The organism is Streptomyces sp. NPDC025793 (genome assembly GCF_055558375.1).
Genome location: NZ_JBVHMR010000010.1, coordinates 39541 through 54228, shown reverse-complemented (window position 1 = coordinate 54228; position 14688 = coordinate 39541). Strand labels below are relative to the sequence as shown.

Annotated in this window: 13 protein-coding genes; 2 read left to right on the top strand and 11 right to left on the bottom strand. The window is 71.3% G+C overall.

The features are described 5' to 3' along the window. Positions 1 to 122: 122 nt before the first annotated feature. Genes ACZ4MF_RS20430 through ureA form a run of 5 tightly spaced genes read right to left on the bottom strand, consistent with a single transcriptional unit; the run spans position 123 to position 5559 of the window. Entirely contained in the window at positions 123 to 1433 is a 1311-nt protein-coding gene (locus ACZ4MF_RS20430) for an MFS transporter (RefSeq protein ID WP_467493381.1), read from the bottom strand. 52 nt (positions 1434 to 1485) lie between these two features. Further along, entirely contained in the window at positions 1486 to 2091 is a 606-nt protein-coding gene (locus ACZ4MF_RS20425; protein WP_467493380.1) for a TetR/AcrR family transcriptional regulator, read from the bottom strand. Positions 2092 to 2111: 20 nt separating this feature from the next. Beyond that, positions 2112 to 3152 carry an agmatine deiminase family protein gene (locus tag ACZ4MF_RS20420; protein WP_467493379.1) on the bottom strand — a complete coding sequence of 347 codons (1041 nt, stop codon included), beginning with the start codon at positions 3150 to 3152 and terminating at the stop codon, positions 2112 to 2114. Between the two features lie 11 nt (positions 3153 to 3163). Then, on the bottom strand, positions 3164 to 4876 hold the full coding sequence (locus ACZ4MF_RS20415) for an urease subunit alpha (protein ID WP_467493378.1): 1713 nt from the start codon (positions 4874 to 4876) through the stop codon (positions 3164 to 3166). Further along, positions 4873 to 5559 carry an urease subunit gamma gene (ureA, locus tag ACZ4MF_RS20410; protein WP_467493377.1) on the bottom strand — a complete coding sequence of 229 codons (687 nt, stop codon included), beginning with the start codon at positions 5557 to 5559 and terminating at the stop codon, positions 4873 to 4875. The genes ACZ4MF_RS20415 and ureA overlap by 4 nt, the downstream gene beginning before the upstream one ends. 144 nt (positions 5560 to 5703) lie before the next feature. Here ureA and ACZ4MF_RS20405 point away from each other — a divergent pair, with 144 nt between their 5' ends. After that, on the top strand, positions 5704 to 7149 hold the full coding sequence (locus ACZ4MF_RS20405; RefSeq protein WP_467493376.1) for a cytosine permease: 1446 nt from the start codon (positions 5704 to 5706) through the stop codon (positions 7147 to 7149). Here ACZ4MF_RS20405 and ACZ4MF_RS20400 read toward each other — a convergent pair. The 4 genes from ACZ4MF_RS20400 to ACZ4MF_RS20385 all read right to left on the bottom strand — a co-directional run bounded on the left by ACZ4MF_RS20400 (position 7146) and on the right by ACZ4MF_RS20385 (position 10858). After that, positions 7146 to 8234 carry a branched-chain amino acid aminotransferase gene (locus ACZ4MF_RS20400; RefSeq protein ID WP_467493375.1) on the bottom strand — a complete coding sequence of 363 codons (1089 nt, stop codon included), beginning with the start codon at positions 8232 to 8234 and terminating at the stop codon, positions 7146 to 7148. The genes ACZ4MF_RS20405 and ACZ4MF_RS20400 overlap by 4 nt on opposite strands. 248 nt (positions 8235 to 8482) lie before the next feature. Beyond that, on the bottom strand, positions 8483 to 9526 hold the full coding sequence (locus ACZ4MF_RS20395) for a 3-isopropylmalate dehydrogenase (protein WP_467493374.1): 1044 nt from the start codon (positions 9524 to 9526) through the stop codon (positions 8483 to 8485). A gap of 71 nt (positions 9527 to 9597) precedes the next feature. After that, positions 9598 to 9729, bottom strand: coding sequence for a hypothetical protein (locus ACZ4MF_RS20390; RefSeq protein ID WP_107471088.1), 132 nt, complete (start codon positions 9727 to 9729; stop codon positions 9598 to 9600). A 220-nt stretch (positions 9730 to 9949) separates the two neighbouring features. Next, entirely contained in the window at positions 9950 to 10858 is a 909-nt protein-coding gene (locus ACZ4MF_RS20385) for a LysR family transcriptional regulator (RefSeq protein WP_467493373.1), read from the bottom strand. Between the two features lie 103 nt (positions 10859 to 10961). Between ACZ4MF_RS20385 and ACZ4MF_RS20380 the strand changes: the two genes are divergently transcribed. Then, complete coding sequence (locus ACZ4MF_RS20380) at positions 10962 to 11957, top strand: zinc-binding dehydrogenase (protein ID WP_467493372.1); 996 nt, start codon at positions 10962 to 10964, stop codon at positions 11955 to 11957. A 117-nt stretch (positions 11958 to 12074) separates the two neighbouring features. Here the strand turns inward: ACZ4MF_RS20380 and pruA are convergent, their stop codons facing one another. Together pruA and ACZ4MF_RS20370 are read right to left on the bottom strand one after the other, a co-directional pair. Next, positions 12075 to 13706, bottom strand: a complete 1632-nt coding sequence (pruA, locus tag ACZ4MF_RS20375) for an L-glutamate gamma-semialdehyde dehydrogenase (protein WP_467493371.1) — start codon at positions 13704 to 13706, stop codon at positions 12075 to 12077. A gap of 39 nt (positions 13707 to 13745) precedes the next feature. Then, the gene (locus tag ACZ4MF_RS20370; protein WP_467493370.1) at positions 13746 to 14672 is read right to left on the bottom strand and encodes a proline dehydrogenase family protein; all 927 of its coding nucleotides are present in this window, start codon (positions 14670 to 14672) and stop codon (positions 13746 to 13748) included. Between the last annotated feature and the right edge of the window lie 16 nt (positions 14673 to 14688).

The following is a 14688-nucleotide window of genomic DNA, read 5'->3' as shown; positions in this document are numbered from 1 at the left end:
GCCACCCGCACCCGTTCGTACGAGGTGGTCACTGCGGACCGGCGCGCCTGCTGCCCATAATCATGGCGAACGAGAGCACGGGGGCAGTCTGGCACAGCCCCGCCCCCGGCTCACGGACCGTCTCAGGATGCGGTCGTCAGGCTGGACTCCCCGGACCCCTGGGCGGCCTTCACCCTGGCCAGATCCAGATCCTTCGTCTCCCGCATGGCGAGGTACACCACGAGCGACACGGCGGCGCATCCGGCCACGTACCAGAAGAAGCCGGATTCGATCCCGGCGTTCTTGAACCACAGGGCGACGTATTCCGCCGTACCGCCGAAGAGGGCGTTGGCGATGGCGTACGGCAGGGCCACGCCGAGGGCGCGGATGCCGGTCGGGAACAGCTCGGCCTTCACACAGGCGTTGATGGAGGTGTAGCCGGTGACGACGACCAGCGCGAGCAGCGAGAGGCCGAGGGCGGGCCAGTAGCCGTTCGCGTGCCCCAGCAGGTTCATGATCGGCACGGTGAGGACGGTGGAGCCGACCGCGAAGGTGATCAGCAGCGGACGCCGGCCGATCCGGTCCGACAGCCGGCCCGCGAGCGGCTGGAGGGCGGCGAAGACGATCAGCGCGGTGAAGGAGACGAGCGTCGCCGTCTGCTTGGACAGGCCCGCCGAGTTGGACAGGTACTTCGTCAGGTACGTGGTGTACGTGTAATAGGCCACGGTGCCGCCCATGGTGAGGGCGATGACGAGGAACGCCTCCCGCCGGTGCTGCCACAGGGCGCGCAGGGTGCCACGCTCGGCGGCGTGCGAGTCGTCCTCCTCGTAGACCTCGGTCTCCAGCATGCTGCGGCGCAGATAGAAGATGACCGCCGCGCCGAGCGCGCCCACGACGAACGGGATGCGCCAGCCGTAGCTGTGCAGCGCGGAGTCGGACATCGTCCGCTGGAGGACGATCTGCAGGCCGAGGCCGAGGATCTGGCCGGCGGTCATGGACACGTACTGGAAGCTGGACGCGAAGCCGCGGTTCCTCGGGTCCGAGGCCTCCGTCAGATAGGTCGCGCTGGCCGCGTACTCGCCGCCCACCGACAGGCCCTGCAGCAGGCGGGCGACGAGCAGGACGAACGCGCCGCCGTACCCGGCGACCGCGTACGTCGGCGCGACGGCTATCAGGATCGCCGAGGCCGACATGAGCGTGACGGTCAGGGTCAGCGCCGCCTTGCGTCCCTTGCGGTCGCCGACCCTGCCGAGCAGCCAGCCGCCCACGGGCCGCATGAAGAACCCGACCGCGAAGATGCCGGCCGTGTTCATGAGCTGGGCGGTGGGATCGCCGCTCGGGAAGAACGCGCCGGCGAAGTAGGTGGCGAAGCTCGCGTACACGAACCAGTCGAACCACTCGACCATGTTCCCGGCCGAGCCGACCCAGATCTTCTTCCAGTGTTGTCGTCCCATGGGCCGTTACCTGCCCGGCCCCGGAGAAAAGGATTCCTTTACTCGCCCCCGGCTACGGACGCAGCAGCGAGTCGCCGATGAACTCCCGCACATGCGCGAGCACTTGCTCGCGGTCGGTGCCGCGCAGCCCGATGGCGACGTGGATGGAGAAGCCGTCCAGCAGCGCCCGCAGCCGCGCCGCGAAGCGGTCGGCGTCGACCCGGCGGAACTCCCCCCGCGAGATGCCCTCGGCGATCAGCGCGACCAGGTCGCGGTGCCAGGCGCCCTCGATCGCGGCCTGCCGGGTGCGCGCGTCGTCGTCGGCGTTCTGCGAGCGGTTCCACACCTCCAGCCACAGCGTCCAGTGCGGATCGCGGTGGCCGTCGGGGACGTACAGGTCGACGTAGGCCGCGAGGCGCTCGTGCGCGGTGCCGGGGCGGGTGAGCAGGCGGCCGCGTTCGGCGCCCAGCCGGCCCTCGCTCCACTCCAGGGCCTGGAGCAGCAGTTCGTCCTTGGAGCGGAAGTAGTAGAGGAGATGGCCGCTGCTCATCCCGACCTCGCGGCCGAGCGCCGCCATGGTGAGCTTCTCCAGACCGCGCTCGGCGATCATGTCCATGGCGACGGCGAGCACCTCCTCGCGCGGCGGCGCGTTCTTCCGCGTCCGTGCCGCACCGGCCATCACTGTCTCCTAGATCATGTTCACGCCTTCGGCTGCTGCTGGGTGATGCAGTGGATGCCGCCCCCACCCGCGAAGATCGTACGCGCGTCCACCAGGGTGACCGTCCGCTCGGGGAAGAGCCTGCGGAAGATCCCGGCGGCGATCTCGTCGCGCGGGTCGTCGAAGCCGCACAGCACGACGCCGCCGTTGCACAGGTAGTGGTTGATGTAGGAGTAGTCGGCCCAGTGGCCGTCGGCCTCCAGGACGGTCGGGGCCGGCACCTCGACGACCTCCAGCGCCCGGCCGCGGGCGTCGGTCGCCGACCTCAGACGGCCGATGACCTCCTTGGTGACCTCGAAGTCGGGGTGCGCGGGGTCCGGCTGGTGGTGGGCGACGACGACACCGGGGCGGGCGAAGGCGGCGACGATGTCGACGTGGCCGAGGGTGCCGAAGCCGTGGGGAGGGTAGTCGCCGGTCAGGCCGCGCGGCAGCCAGACGGCCTTACGGGTGCCGAGGTGGGCGTGGATCTCGGCCTCGACCTCCTCCTTCGACCAGTGCGGGTTGCGCTCGGGGCCGAGCTGCACGGTCTCGGTGAGCAGCACGGTGCCCTCGCCGTCGACGTGGATCGCGCCGCCCTCGTTGACCAGCCGCGAGGCGTACGTCTTCGCGCCCGCGAGGTCGGACACGTACGCGGCGATCTTCGCGTCGTGCTCCCAGCGGGCCCAGCCCTGGGCGCCCCAGCCGTTGAACGTCCAGTCCACGGCGGCCAGTTGACCACGGCCGTCGGTGAGGAAGGTCGGGCCGATGTCCCGCATCCAGGCGTCGTCGAGCTCGCGCTCGACGGTCTCGATCTCCGGGCCGAGCAGCGCCCGCGCCTCGGCGGACCGGCCGGGTCCGCACACCACGGTCACCGGCTCGAAGCGGCGGATCGCGCGCGCGACGGACGCCCAGGCGAGGCAGGACGCGGCGAGGTCGTCCGGGTCGTCGAAGGTGGGGTTGGGGCCCGGCCACGCCATCCAGGTGCGCTCGTGCGGGGTCCATTCGGCGGGCATACGGAAGCCGTCGGCGGCGGGCGTGGTCATACGGAGGTCCTTCACAGGAAGTAGAGACGGTTCAGGGAGACCGTGTCGGCGGGCTGCGAGCGGAGCGGGTCGCCGTCGAGGGTGACCAGTCCGGTGCGCTGGTCGACGTCGACCGCTCCGACGCGGGCGTTCAGCCGCAGGTCTGCGGGGCCGATCCCGCGGGTGCCGCGCACGGCGACGCGACGGCGGCGGGTGGGCATCGCGTCGCCGCCCTGGTCCATGGCGGCCTGCGCGACGAAGGCGACCGAGATGTCGGCGGCCGTGGCGCCGTACGCGCCGAACTGCGGGCCCAGTACGAGGGGTTCGCAGGTGTCGGTGGCCGCATTGGGATCGCCGACGACGCCGTACGCCGGGAAGCCCGACTTGAGCACGAGCTGCGGTTTGGCACCGAAGTACTCGGGCCGCCACAGCACGATGTCGGCGAGCTTGCCCACCTCGATCGAGCCGACCTCGTGGGCGAGGCCGTGGGCGATGGCGGGGTTGATGGTCAGCTTGGCCATGTAGCGCAGGACGCGGGCGTTGTCGTCGCCCTCGCCGTCGCCGCCCTCCCCGTCATGGGTAAGCAGGGGCCCCAGCTCGGCCTTCATCTTGCCGGCCATGGCGAACGTACGGCGCACGGTCTCACCGGCGCGGCCCATGCCCTGGGCGTCGGAGGAGGTGATGCCGATCGCGCCCAGGTCGTGCAGCACGTCCTCGGCGCCCATGGTGCCGGCCCGGATCCGGTCGCGGGCCATGGCGGCGTCGCCGGGCAGGTCCGGCTTGAGGTCGTGGACGGAGACGATCATGCCGTAGTGCTCGGCGACCGCGTCCCGGCCGAAGGGCAGGGTGGGGTTGGTGGAGGAGCCGATGACGTTCGGGACACCGGCCATCTTCAGCACGTTGGGCACGTGGCCGCCGCCGCAGCCCTCGATGTGGAAGGCGTGGATCGTGCGGCCCTCCAGCACCTTCAGGGTGTCCTCGACCGACAGGCACTCGTTCAGCCCGTCGCTGTGCAGGGCGACCTGGACGTCGTACTCCTCGGCGACGCGCAGGGCCGTGTCCAGGGCGCGGGTGTGGGCGCCCATGTCCTCGTGCACCTTGAAGCCGCTCGCCCCGCCCTCGGCCAGGGCCTCGATCAGCGGCGCCGCGTGCGAGGACGAACCCCGGCCCAGGAAGCCGATGTTGACCGGCCAGGCGTCGAAGGCGTTGAAGGCGTGCTTGAGCGCCCAGGGCGAGTTGACGCCGACGCCCCAGACCGGGCCGAACTCCTGGCCGATGATCGTGGTCACGCCGGAGGCGAGGGAGGCCTCCATGATGCGCGGCGAGAGCAGGTGGACATGGGTGTCGACGGCGCCGGCGGTGGCGATGAGCCCCTCGCCGGACACGATCGACGTACCCGTGCCGACGACGACGTCCACCCCGTCGAGGGTGTCGGGGTTCCCGGCCCGCCCGATGCCGCAGATGCGGCCTTCCCGGATGCCGATGGAGGCCTTCCTGATCCCCTGGGCCGCGTCGATCACGACCACGTTGCTGATGACGACGTCGCAGGTCTCGCGGACGGCGGCGGCCTTCAGGTGCAGTCCGTCGCGGGCGGTCTTGCCGAAGCCGGCCAGGAACTCGTCGCCGTAGCGCTGGGAGTCGGCCTCGATCCGGACGGTCAGCCCGGAGTCGCCGAGGCGGACGCGGTCACCGGCGCGGGGGCCGTGCGTGGCGGCGTACTCGTAGGGGTTCATCGGGGGGGTCATCGGTTCTCCGCTCCCAGGTATCCGCAGGCCACGGCCCTGCGCAGGGCCTCCTCCCGGGCGCCGGGCGCGTCCAGCGGCCCGTCGACCAGTCCGGCGAAGCCGATCGCGATCCGGTCGCCGCCGATCGGCACGAGGCCGACCTCGACGCTCTCGCCCGGCCCGAAGCGGACCGAGGACCCGGCGGGTACGGCCAGGCGCGTCCCGTAGGCCGCCGCCCGGTCGAAGTCCAGGCGCGGGTTGGCCTCGAAGAAGTGGAAGTGCGAGGTGACGGAGACCGGCACGGTCGCGGTGTTGGTGACCGACAGCCGCACGACCGCCTCCGGCTCGGCGTGCTCGGGGCCCGGCACCAGCGCGCCCGGCGCCCGGTCGCCCAGAAAGCCGCCGCCGATCGGGTCGGAGACGACCGCGAGGCGGGAGCCGTCGTCGAAGACGGCCTCGACCATCACCTCGGTGACGACGTCCGCGACGCCCGGCAGGACGTCGTCGGGGCCGAGCACCGAGCGGGCCGCCTCGATGGCCTCGGCGAGCCGCCGCCCGTCCCGGGCCGCCTCGCAGACGGTGTCCGCGATCAGCGCGGTCGCCTCGGGCACGTTCAGCCTGAGCCCGCGCGCCCGGCGGGCGCGGGCCAGCTCGGCGGCTCCGAAGAGCAGCAGCCGGTCACGTTCCGTGGGGGTCAGTCTCACGTCGCGGCACCTCCTTGCCATCTCCCACTTAGAACAACACTCTAAACACAGAATTCATGAAACAGAAGCATTGACTGTCAGCAATGCTTCACGGACATTGAACGTCGCTCTAACTCTCTGGCGGTAGTCGAAGGAGACCCGGCCATGCCGATAGAACAGCGCGGAGTCGACACCATCCCGGACGAGGAGCGGACCAGCGGTCCGCGCGATCTCGTCTCGATCCTGCTCGGCTCGAACCTCTGCCTCGGAGTGATCATCTTCGGCTGGCTGCCGCCGTCCTTCGGGCTCGGCTGGTGGGCGTCGGTGAGCGCGATCGTGGCGGGCACGGTCGTCGGTACGGCCGTCACGGCCCCGCTGGCCCTGATCTCCCTGCGTACCGCCACCAACCTGTCCACCTCCTCCGGTGCCCAGTTCGGAGTGCGGGGCCGGCTGGTCGGCTCGGTGGTCGGCCTGCTGCTGGCCCTCGGCTACACCGCGCTGACCGTGTGGATCGGCGGGGACGTGATGATCGGCGTACTGGGCCGGCTGGCCGGACTGCCGGCCGACGGGGTGGCGTACGCCCTGGTCTACGCCGTGCTCGCGGCGGCGACGGTCGCGGGCGCGGTCTACGGGTACCGGGTGCTGCTCGCCATGTCCCGGGTCCTCGCCATCGGCATGACGGCGCTGCTGATCCTCGGGATCTTCGCCTACGCCCCGCACTTCACGACCTCGGCGCTGCCGGGTGCGGGCGGCTATCTGCTGGGCTCGTTCTGGCCGACCTGGTTCCTGGCGGCCGTGGCGGCGGGCCTGTCCGGCCCCATCGCCTTCATCACGCTCCTCGGTGACTACACCCGCTACATCTCGCCGTCCCGGCACGGCGGCCGCCGCGTCCTGCACGCGACCTGGCTCGGCCTGGTGCTCGGGCTGCTGGTGCCGCAACTGTTCGGCACCTTCACGGCGTACGGCGCGCACGCGGCCCTCGACTACGCCGGTCCTCTGGTGCAGGCCTCCCCCGCCTGGTACCTGATCCCGCTGCTGCTGTCCGCCTCGGCGGGCTCGGTCGGCAACGCGGGCCTGATGCTGTACTCGATGGGCCTGGACCTGGACGCGATCCTGCCGAGGGCCTCCCGGGCGCGGGCCACCTACACGGTCGCCGTCGTCGCCACCGCCTGTGTCTTCGTCGGCCACTACGCCTGGAACGCGCAGTCCGCGATGACGTCCTTCGTGCTGCTGCTCACCGCGATCGGCACCCCGTGGGCCGTCATCACCCTGATCGGCTTCGTCCGGTGCCGCGGGGTGTACGACGCCGACGCCCTCCAGGTCTTCAACCGCCGTTCGCGGGGCGGGATCTACTGGTACCGCGCGGGCTGGAACGTGCGGGCGACGGTCTCCTGGGCGCTGGGCGCCGGGGTCGGCCTGCTGGCCGTGTCCCTGCCGTCGTACCAGGGCCCGCTGCTGCGGCTGACCGGCGGGGTGGACTGCAGCTTCCTGCTGTCGGGGGCGGTGGGCGGGGTGGTGTACCTGCTGCTGACGTCTCGTACGGAACACACAAGGGCCGCCATGGACATCGACGAGTCCGAGGCGGCCCTGAGCGTGTCCGGTGACCGTTAGCCGATCTTGTGCATCCAGCCGTGCTTGTCCTCAGCCGTCCCCCGCTGGAGGTCGAGCAGGGCCCGGCGCAGGCGGAGGGTCACCTCACCCGGCTCCCCACCGCTCTGCTTCCACTCGGCAGAGGCACGCTTGACCGTGCCGACCGGGGTGATCACGGCCGCGGTGCCGCAGGCGAAGACCTCGGTGAGGGTGCCGTTCTCGGAGTCGCGCTGCCACTGCTCGACCGAGATACGGCCCTCCTCGGACTCGTAGCCGAGGTCGCGGGCGACGGCCAGCAGGGAGTCACGGGTGACGCCCTCCAGGATGGAGCCGGTCAGGGTGGGCGTGATGATCTTGTCGCCGTACACGAAGTACAGGTTCATGCCGCCGAGTTCCTCGACCCACCGGTGCTCGACCGCGTCGAGGTAGCAGACCTGGTCGCAGCCCTTGGCGGCGGCCTCGGCCTGGGCGAGCAGGGACGCGGCGTAGTTGCCGCCGGTCTTGGCGTCGCCCATGCCGCCGGGGACGGCGCGGACGCGGTCCTCGGAGACCCAGATCGAGACCGGCTTCACGCCGCCCGGGAAGTACGCGCCGGCCGGCGAGGCGATGACGATGAAGAGGTACTCGTTGGCCGGCTTGACGCCCAGGCCGACCTCGGTGCCGATCATGAACGGGCGCAGGTAGAGGGACTCCTCGCCGCCGTGCGCGGGCACCCAGTCGATGTCCTGCTGGACCAGCGCGTCACAGGCCTCGATGAACGTCTCGACCGGCAGCTCGGGCATGGCGAGCCGCTTGGCGGAGCGCTGGAAGCGCTTGGCGTTCTGGTCCGGGCGGAACATGGCGACGGTGCCGTCGGGCTGGCGGTACGCCTTCAGGCCCTCGAAGATCTCCTGGGCGTAGTGCAGGACGTTGGTCGCCGGGTCGAGCGGGATCGGCGCGTACGGAACGAGCTGCCCGTCGTGCCAGCCGCGGCCCTCCGTCCACTTGATCGTCACCATGTGGTCGGTGAAGTGGCGGCCGAACCCCGGGTTGGCCAGGATGGCCTCCCGCTCGGCGGCGGCGAGGGGGCTGGCGGAGGGCTTGAGCTCGATCGTGGGCGTCGTCATGAGTGGGTGTCCTTCACCGGTTGTAGTGACCGGGCCGCGCTCACGCCCGTACCGGCTTCTCAGCCGGTGTGAGGACGTCCGAGCTTTCCCTCAAACCGCGGCCCCGCGTTCGATTATCGCGCGGAGGGCTGCGGCGGACGGAATCGGGGTGAAAGCGGCCCAGTGGTTGATGGTGGCACCCGGCGGGGACATGCGGAAGCCGCCGGGTGGTCGTCCGACCCGGCGGCCTCTCGTGGTGGAGCGCCGGGTCAGCCGGCTACTCGCGCGGCGAGCGCGTCGCCGATCGCGGACGTGGCACGGGCGGGCTCGTCGGCACGCTGGGTGAGGTCCGCGGTGACGGCGGCGTCGATGCGGTCGGCCTCGGCGTCGTAGCCGAGGTGGCGCAGCAGCAGGGCGACGGACAGGACCGTGGCGGTGGGATCGGCCTTGCCCTGTCCGGCGATGTCCGGGGCCGAGCCGTGGACCGGCTCGAACATGGACGGGAACTCGCGGCTCGGGTTGATGTTGCCGGAGGCCGCGACGCCGATGCCGCCGGAGACGGCCGCGGCGAGGTCGGTGATGATGTCGCCGAAGAGGTTGTCGGTGACGATGACGTCGAACCGGGCCGGGTCGGTGACCAGGTAGATGGTGGCCGCGTCGACGTGGATGTAGTCGGTGGTGACCTCGGGGAACTCCTCGGCCACCTGGTTGAAGATGTTCGTCCACAGGTGGCCGGCGAAGGTCAGCACGTTGTTCTTGTGGACCAGCGTGAGCTTCTTGCGCGGGCGGGCCTGGGCACGGGCGAAGGCGTCGCGGACCACGCGCTCGACACCGTAGGCGGTGTTGACGGAGACCTCGGTGGCGACCTCGTGCGCGGTGCCCTTGCGGATGGTGCCGCCGTTGCCGGTGTACGGGCCCTCGGTGCCCTCGCGGACGACGACGAAGTCGATCTCCGGCTGGCCGGCGAGCGGGGTCGCGACGCCTGGGAGCAGCTTGCTCGGCCGCAGGTTGACGTGGTGGTCGAAGGCGAAGCGGAGCTTGAGCAGGAAGCCGCGCTCCAGGACCCCGGAGGGGACGCTCGGGTCGCCGATGGCGCCGAGCAGGATCGCGTCGTGCCGCTTGAGGGAGTCGAGGTCGGCGTCGGTGAGGGTCTCACCGGTGGCGTGGTACCGCTTGGCGCCGAAGTCGTACTCCTCCGTCTCCAGCTTCACATCCTGCGGAAGCACGGCGGAGAGGACCTTCAGACCTTCGGCCACGACCTCCTGGCCGATGCCGTCACCGGGGATCACTGCGAGACTGATGCTGCGAGACATGCGGGCGACCCTACTCCTCGTCCCAGGTGATGACATGCGGTGTCCGCGATGCGGACACCGTGTCGGCGTTCTCAGTGGCCAGTCTCGCCGCCGTTGTCGCGGCGGTCGAGGGCACGCTGGAGCGCGGCGGCGGCGTTCTTGCGGTCGGCCTCGCTGGTGCGGGACACGTGGCGGACGCGGCGGCGGGCGGTCGTCTCGATCATGGGGATCGACTCCTTCGGCAGACGTGGAGCACGCTGAGGGATTGCGAGACGCCGTAAGGGCGGGGAGCGCACGGCCGCAGGGGTTGCCTGCACGGGCCCGGCTCACGACCGCCATTCGCTGGATCGAGCGATGCGTTCGGCTCCTCCAAAGTTAAGGGAGCGCCCCGCATCTGTCTGCACAGTTACTCGGACTTCCTACTATCTGAGACGGCGACCCGTGTCATACGGCCCTGAGCTGGGCTTCCGTGCGTTCGAGCGACGACTGGGCGAGGGAGCGCAGGGTGCGGATCATGGCCCGTACGGCGGTGGTGGAGGCCAGTTCCGGCGTGGTGACGTAGCCGACGCAGCGGTGCGGCCGCCCGGGTCCGAGGCCGGTGATCTCCACGGCGGGCGGCGCCGCGGTGAGGGAGAGCGCGGGCATGATGGCCATGCCGAGCCCGCCGGCCACCATGGCCAGCACGGCCCCGTCGTCCTCGGCGCGCACGGTCGCGGCCGGGATCCAGTCCTGGGCGGCCCACCACTCGCGGGTGTAGGAGCCGCAGTTCTCCGCCCAGTCGACGAGCGGGAGGGCACGCGGGTCGGGGTGTCCCGCCGGATGCACCAGGGAGTACGGCTCTTCCAGCAGGGTCGCGCCGACCAGTCCGGCGGGCGGCGGCCCGCTCAGGGTGGCGATGCCGAGATCGGCACGCCCGGCGGCGACCTCTCCCGCGACGCCGGCGCCCAGTTCCCGTACGACGGTGACGCTCACCTCGATGCCGGGGTGGCGCGCGGCGAGCCGCTCCAGGGCGGGCGGGAGCAGATGCAGGGCGGCGCTGCGGAAGGCGGCGATCCGCAGCGCGCCGCGGACCTCGCCGGTGTCCGCGCCGCGGACGTCCGCGGCCATCGCCCGGAGCATCCGCAGCACCCGCCGGGCATGGGCGGCGGCCCGCTCCCCCGCGGGCGTCGGCCGGGCCCCGAACCGGCCGCGCTCGAAGAGGACGGCCCCCAGCTTGCGTTCGATGCCGCGCACGGCGTGCGAGACGGCGGACTGGGTGGCCCCGAGCCGGGCGGCCGCGGCCGAGAACCCGCCCTCGTCGGCCACGGCGACCAGGATCCTCAGCTCCTGCGGGGCAAGGTCTGCTGCTGTCACTCGGGGCTCCCACCTGCGCCTATGAGGCCGATTCATGGGTCGGCGCGTTCCATGAGCCCAACCCCGTCCCCGCGCCCCGCATTCCTGCCTACCGTCCCCTGCCATGACCGAGATCGCGCTCACCGTGCAGCAGACCGCCCGCCCCACCGGCTTCCCCACCCCGGACCACTTCCGCTTCGCCGAGACCCCGGTGCCCGAACCGGCCCCCGGCAGCGCCCTGGTGGAGAACGTGCTGTGGTCCGTGGACCCGTACCACCGCGAAATGATGGACGGGGACTTCGCGTTGCACGCGCCGCTGGAGGGCCGCACCCTGGGCAGGGTCGTCGCGTCGCGGACGCCGGAGCTGCCCGAGGGCGAGATCGTCTTCCACCGGCAGGGCTGGCGCACGCACGCCGTGGTCCGCCCCGAAGAGGTGCGGCGCCTGCCCCACCACCCGGGCGTGCCGCTGACGGCGTATCTGAGCGTGCTGGGCGGCACGGGCCTGACGGCGTACGTCGCCCTGACCCGGATCGCCCGGCTGCGGGAGGGCGAGGACGTGTTCGTCTCCGGGGCGGCGGGCGGGGTGGGCACGGCGGCCGGCCGGTTCGCCCGGCTGCTCGGCGCGGGCCGGGTGATCGGCAGCGCGGGCGGCCCGGAGAAGGTCGGCCACCTGACGCAACGGGTGGGTTACGACGCGGCCTTCGACTACCGCGCGGCCCCGGTGGCCGACCTGCTGGCCACGGCCGCCCCCACCGGCATCGACCTCTTCGTGGACAACGTCGGCGGCGAGCACCTGGGCGCCGCGATCGGCGCGCTGCGCGAGCGGGGCCGGGTGGTGCGGGTCGGCACCATCAGCCAGTACAACACCCCGGACGCCCCGCCGGTCGTCTTCGACCACGCGGACGTCGTGGAGAAGCGCCTGCGCATCGAGGGCTTCCTGGTGAGCGACCACCGGGACGCGCAGGACGAGCTGTACGACTTCGCCGTCCCGCATCTGCGCAGCGGGGCGCTGACGGCGGACGAGACGGTGGTCGACGGCTTCGAGCGGATCGTGGAGGCGTTCCTGCTGATGCTGCACGGCGGCAACACGGGCAAGATCCTGGTCCGCGCGACTCCCTGACGACCCGTCGGGCGACGTCCTCGTCACGAGACGCCAGTGTCCCGGCGACGTTGGAAACGGGCCGGGAAGCCTGCTCGCTGTCAGGCTTCCCGGCCCGTCGCTCGGGGTGGGCGAGGATCAGCCCATGTGCGGGTACGCGTAGTCGGTCGGGGCGACCAGCGTCTCCTTGATGGCGCGGGTCAGGGTCCAGCGCAGCAGGTTCTGCGGGGCGCCGGCCTTGTCGTTGGTGCCGGAGGCGCGGCCGCCGCCGAATGGCTGCTGGCCGACGACGGCGCCGGTCGACTTGTCGTTGATGTAGAAGTTGCCCGCGGCGAAGCGGAGCTTCTCCATCGTGTACGCGGCGGCCGCGCGGTCGTTGGCGATGACCGAGCCGGTCAGGGCGTAGTCGGAGACCGACTCCATCTGCTCCAGCATCGCGTCGTACTGGTCGTCCTCGTAGACGTGGACACCGAGGAACGGGCCGAAGTACTCGGTGCGGAAGATCTCGTTCTCGGGGTCGGTGGAGACGACGACCGTCGGGCGGACGAAGTAGCCGACCGAGTCGTCGTAACTGCCGCCCGCGACGATCTCGCAGGTCGGGTCGGAGGCGGCGCGGTCGATCGCGGCCTTGTTCTTGGCGAAGGCGCGGTCGTCGATCACGGCGCCGATGAAGTTCGACAGGTCGGTGACGTCACCCATGGTGAGGTAGTCGACCTCGGCGGCGAACTCCTCCTTGAAGCCCGAGTTCCAGATGGAGGCCGGGATGTAGGCGCGGGAGGTGGCGGAGCACTTCTGGCCCTGGTACTCGAAGGCGCCGCGGGTCAGCGCGGTCTTCAGCACGGCGCGGTCGGCGCTCGGGTGGGCGACCAGGAAGTCCTTGCCGCCGGTCTCGCCGACCAGACGCGGGTACGAGCGGTACTTCTCGATGTTGGCGCCGACCGTCTTCCACAGGTACTGGAAGGTCCTGGTCGAGCCGGTGAAGTGGATGCCGGCCAGGTCCCGGTGCTCCAGGGCGACCTTGGAGACCTCGATGCCGTCGCCGGTGACGAGGTTGATGACGCCCTTGGGGAGACCGGCCTCCTCCAGCAGCTGCATCAGCAGGACGGCGGCGTGGGTCTGGGTCGGGGACGGCTTCCAGACGACGACGTTGCCCATGAGCGCCGGGGCGGTGGGCAGGTTGCCCGCGATGGCGCTGAAGTTGAACGGCGTGATCGCGTAGACGAAGCCCTCCAGCGGGCGGTGGTCCAGGCGGTTCCAGACACCCGGGGAGTTCGCCGGGGGCTGCTCGGCGAGGATCTGGCGGGCGTAGTGGACGTTGAAGCGCCAGAAGTCGACCAGCTCACAGGGGGTGTCGATCTCCGCCTGCTGGGCGGTCTTCGACTGGCCGAGCATCGTCGAGGCGGCGATGGTCTCGCGCCAGGGACCGGCGAGCAGTTCGGCGGCGCGCAGGATGATCGCGGCGCGGTCGTCGAAGGACATCGCGCGCCAGGCCGGCGCGGCGGTCAGGGCCGCGTCGATCGCGTCCCGCGCGTCCTGCTGGGTGGCGTGGTGACCGGTGCCGATGACGGCCTTGTGGCGGTGCGGCTGGACGACCTGGAACGGCTCGCCGCCGCCCATCCGCTTCTCGCCGCCGATGGTCATCGGCAGGTCGATCGGGTTCTCGGCCAGCTCCTTGAGCTTGGCCTCCAGCCGGGCGCGCTCGGGCGAGCCGGGGGCGTAGCCGTGCACCGGCTCGTTGACCGGGGTGGGGACCTGGGTCACAGCGTCCATGAGATCCGTAACTCCTTGTACGTGAGCGGGTGTTCGGTTTCAGCCCTTGCTGACCATGCTGCGGAGGAAGAACCGGAGGTTGGCCGGCTTCTCCGCGAGACGGCGCATGAAGTAGCCGTACCAGTCGGTGCCGTACGCCGTGTAGACACGCATGCGGTGGCCCTCGGCGGCCAGCCGCAGGTGCTCGTCGCCGCGGATGCCGTACAGCATCTGGAACTCGTACTCGTTCAGCTTGCGGCCGGCCTGGTGGGCCAGCTCCTGGGCGATGGCGATCAGGCGCGGGTCGTGGGACCCGATCATCGGGTACCCCTCGCCGTCCATGAGGATGCGCAGGACGCGGACGTACGCCTTGTCGATCTCGTGCTTCTGCTGGTAAGCGACCTCGGCGGGCTCCTTGTAGGCGCCCTTGACGAGGCGGACGCGGCTGCCGGCGGCGGCGAGCCGGCGGGCGTCGGCCTCGGTGCGGAAGAGGTAGGCCTGGATGACGCAGCCGGTCTGCGGGAAGTCCTTCCGCAGCTCCTCGTGGATGGCGAACATCGAGTCGAGGGTGGTGTGGTCCTCGGCGTCCAGCGTCACGGTCGTACCGATCGCGGCGGCGGCCTCGACGACCGGGCGGACGTTGGCGAGGGCGAGCTCGTGGCCGCCCTCCAGCGCCTGGCCGAACATGGACAGCTTGACCGACATCTCGACCTTCTCGCCGAGCCCCAGCTCCTTGAGGTGGTCGATGAGCGCGAGGTAGGCGTCGCGGGCGGCGGCGGCCTGGTCCGGGGTGGTGATGTCCTCGCCGACGACGTCCATCGTCAGCTCCAGGCCCTTGGCCGTGAGGTCCTTGATGATCGGGACGATGTCGTCGACGGTCTCGCCCGGGATGAAGCGGTCGACGACCTGCTTGGTCACCGGGGCCGCCGAGATCAGGCGTCGCATCCGGTCGCTGCGCGACGCGGCGAGAATCACGGGACCCAGCACGGGGCACCTCCACAGA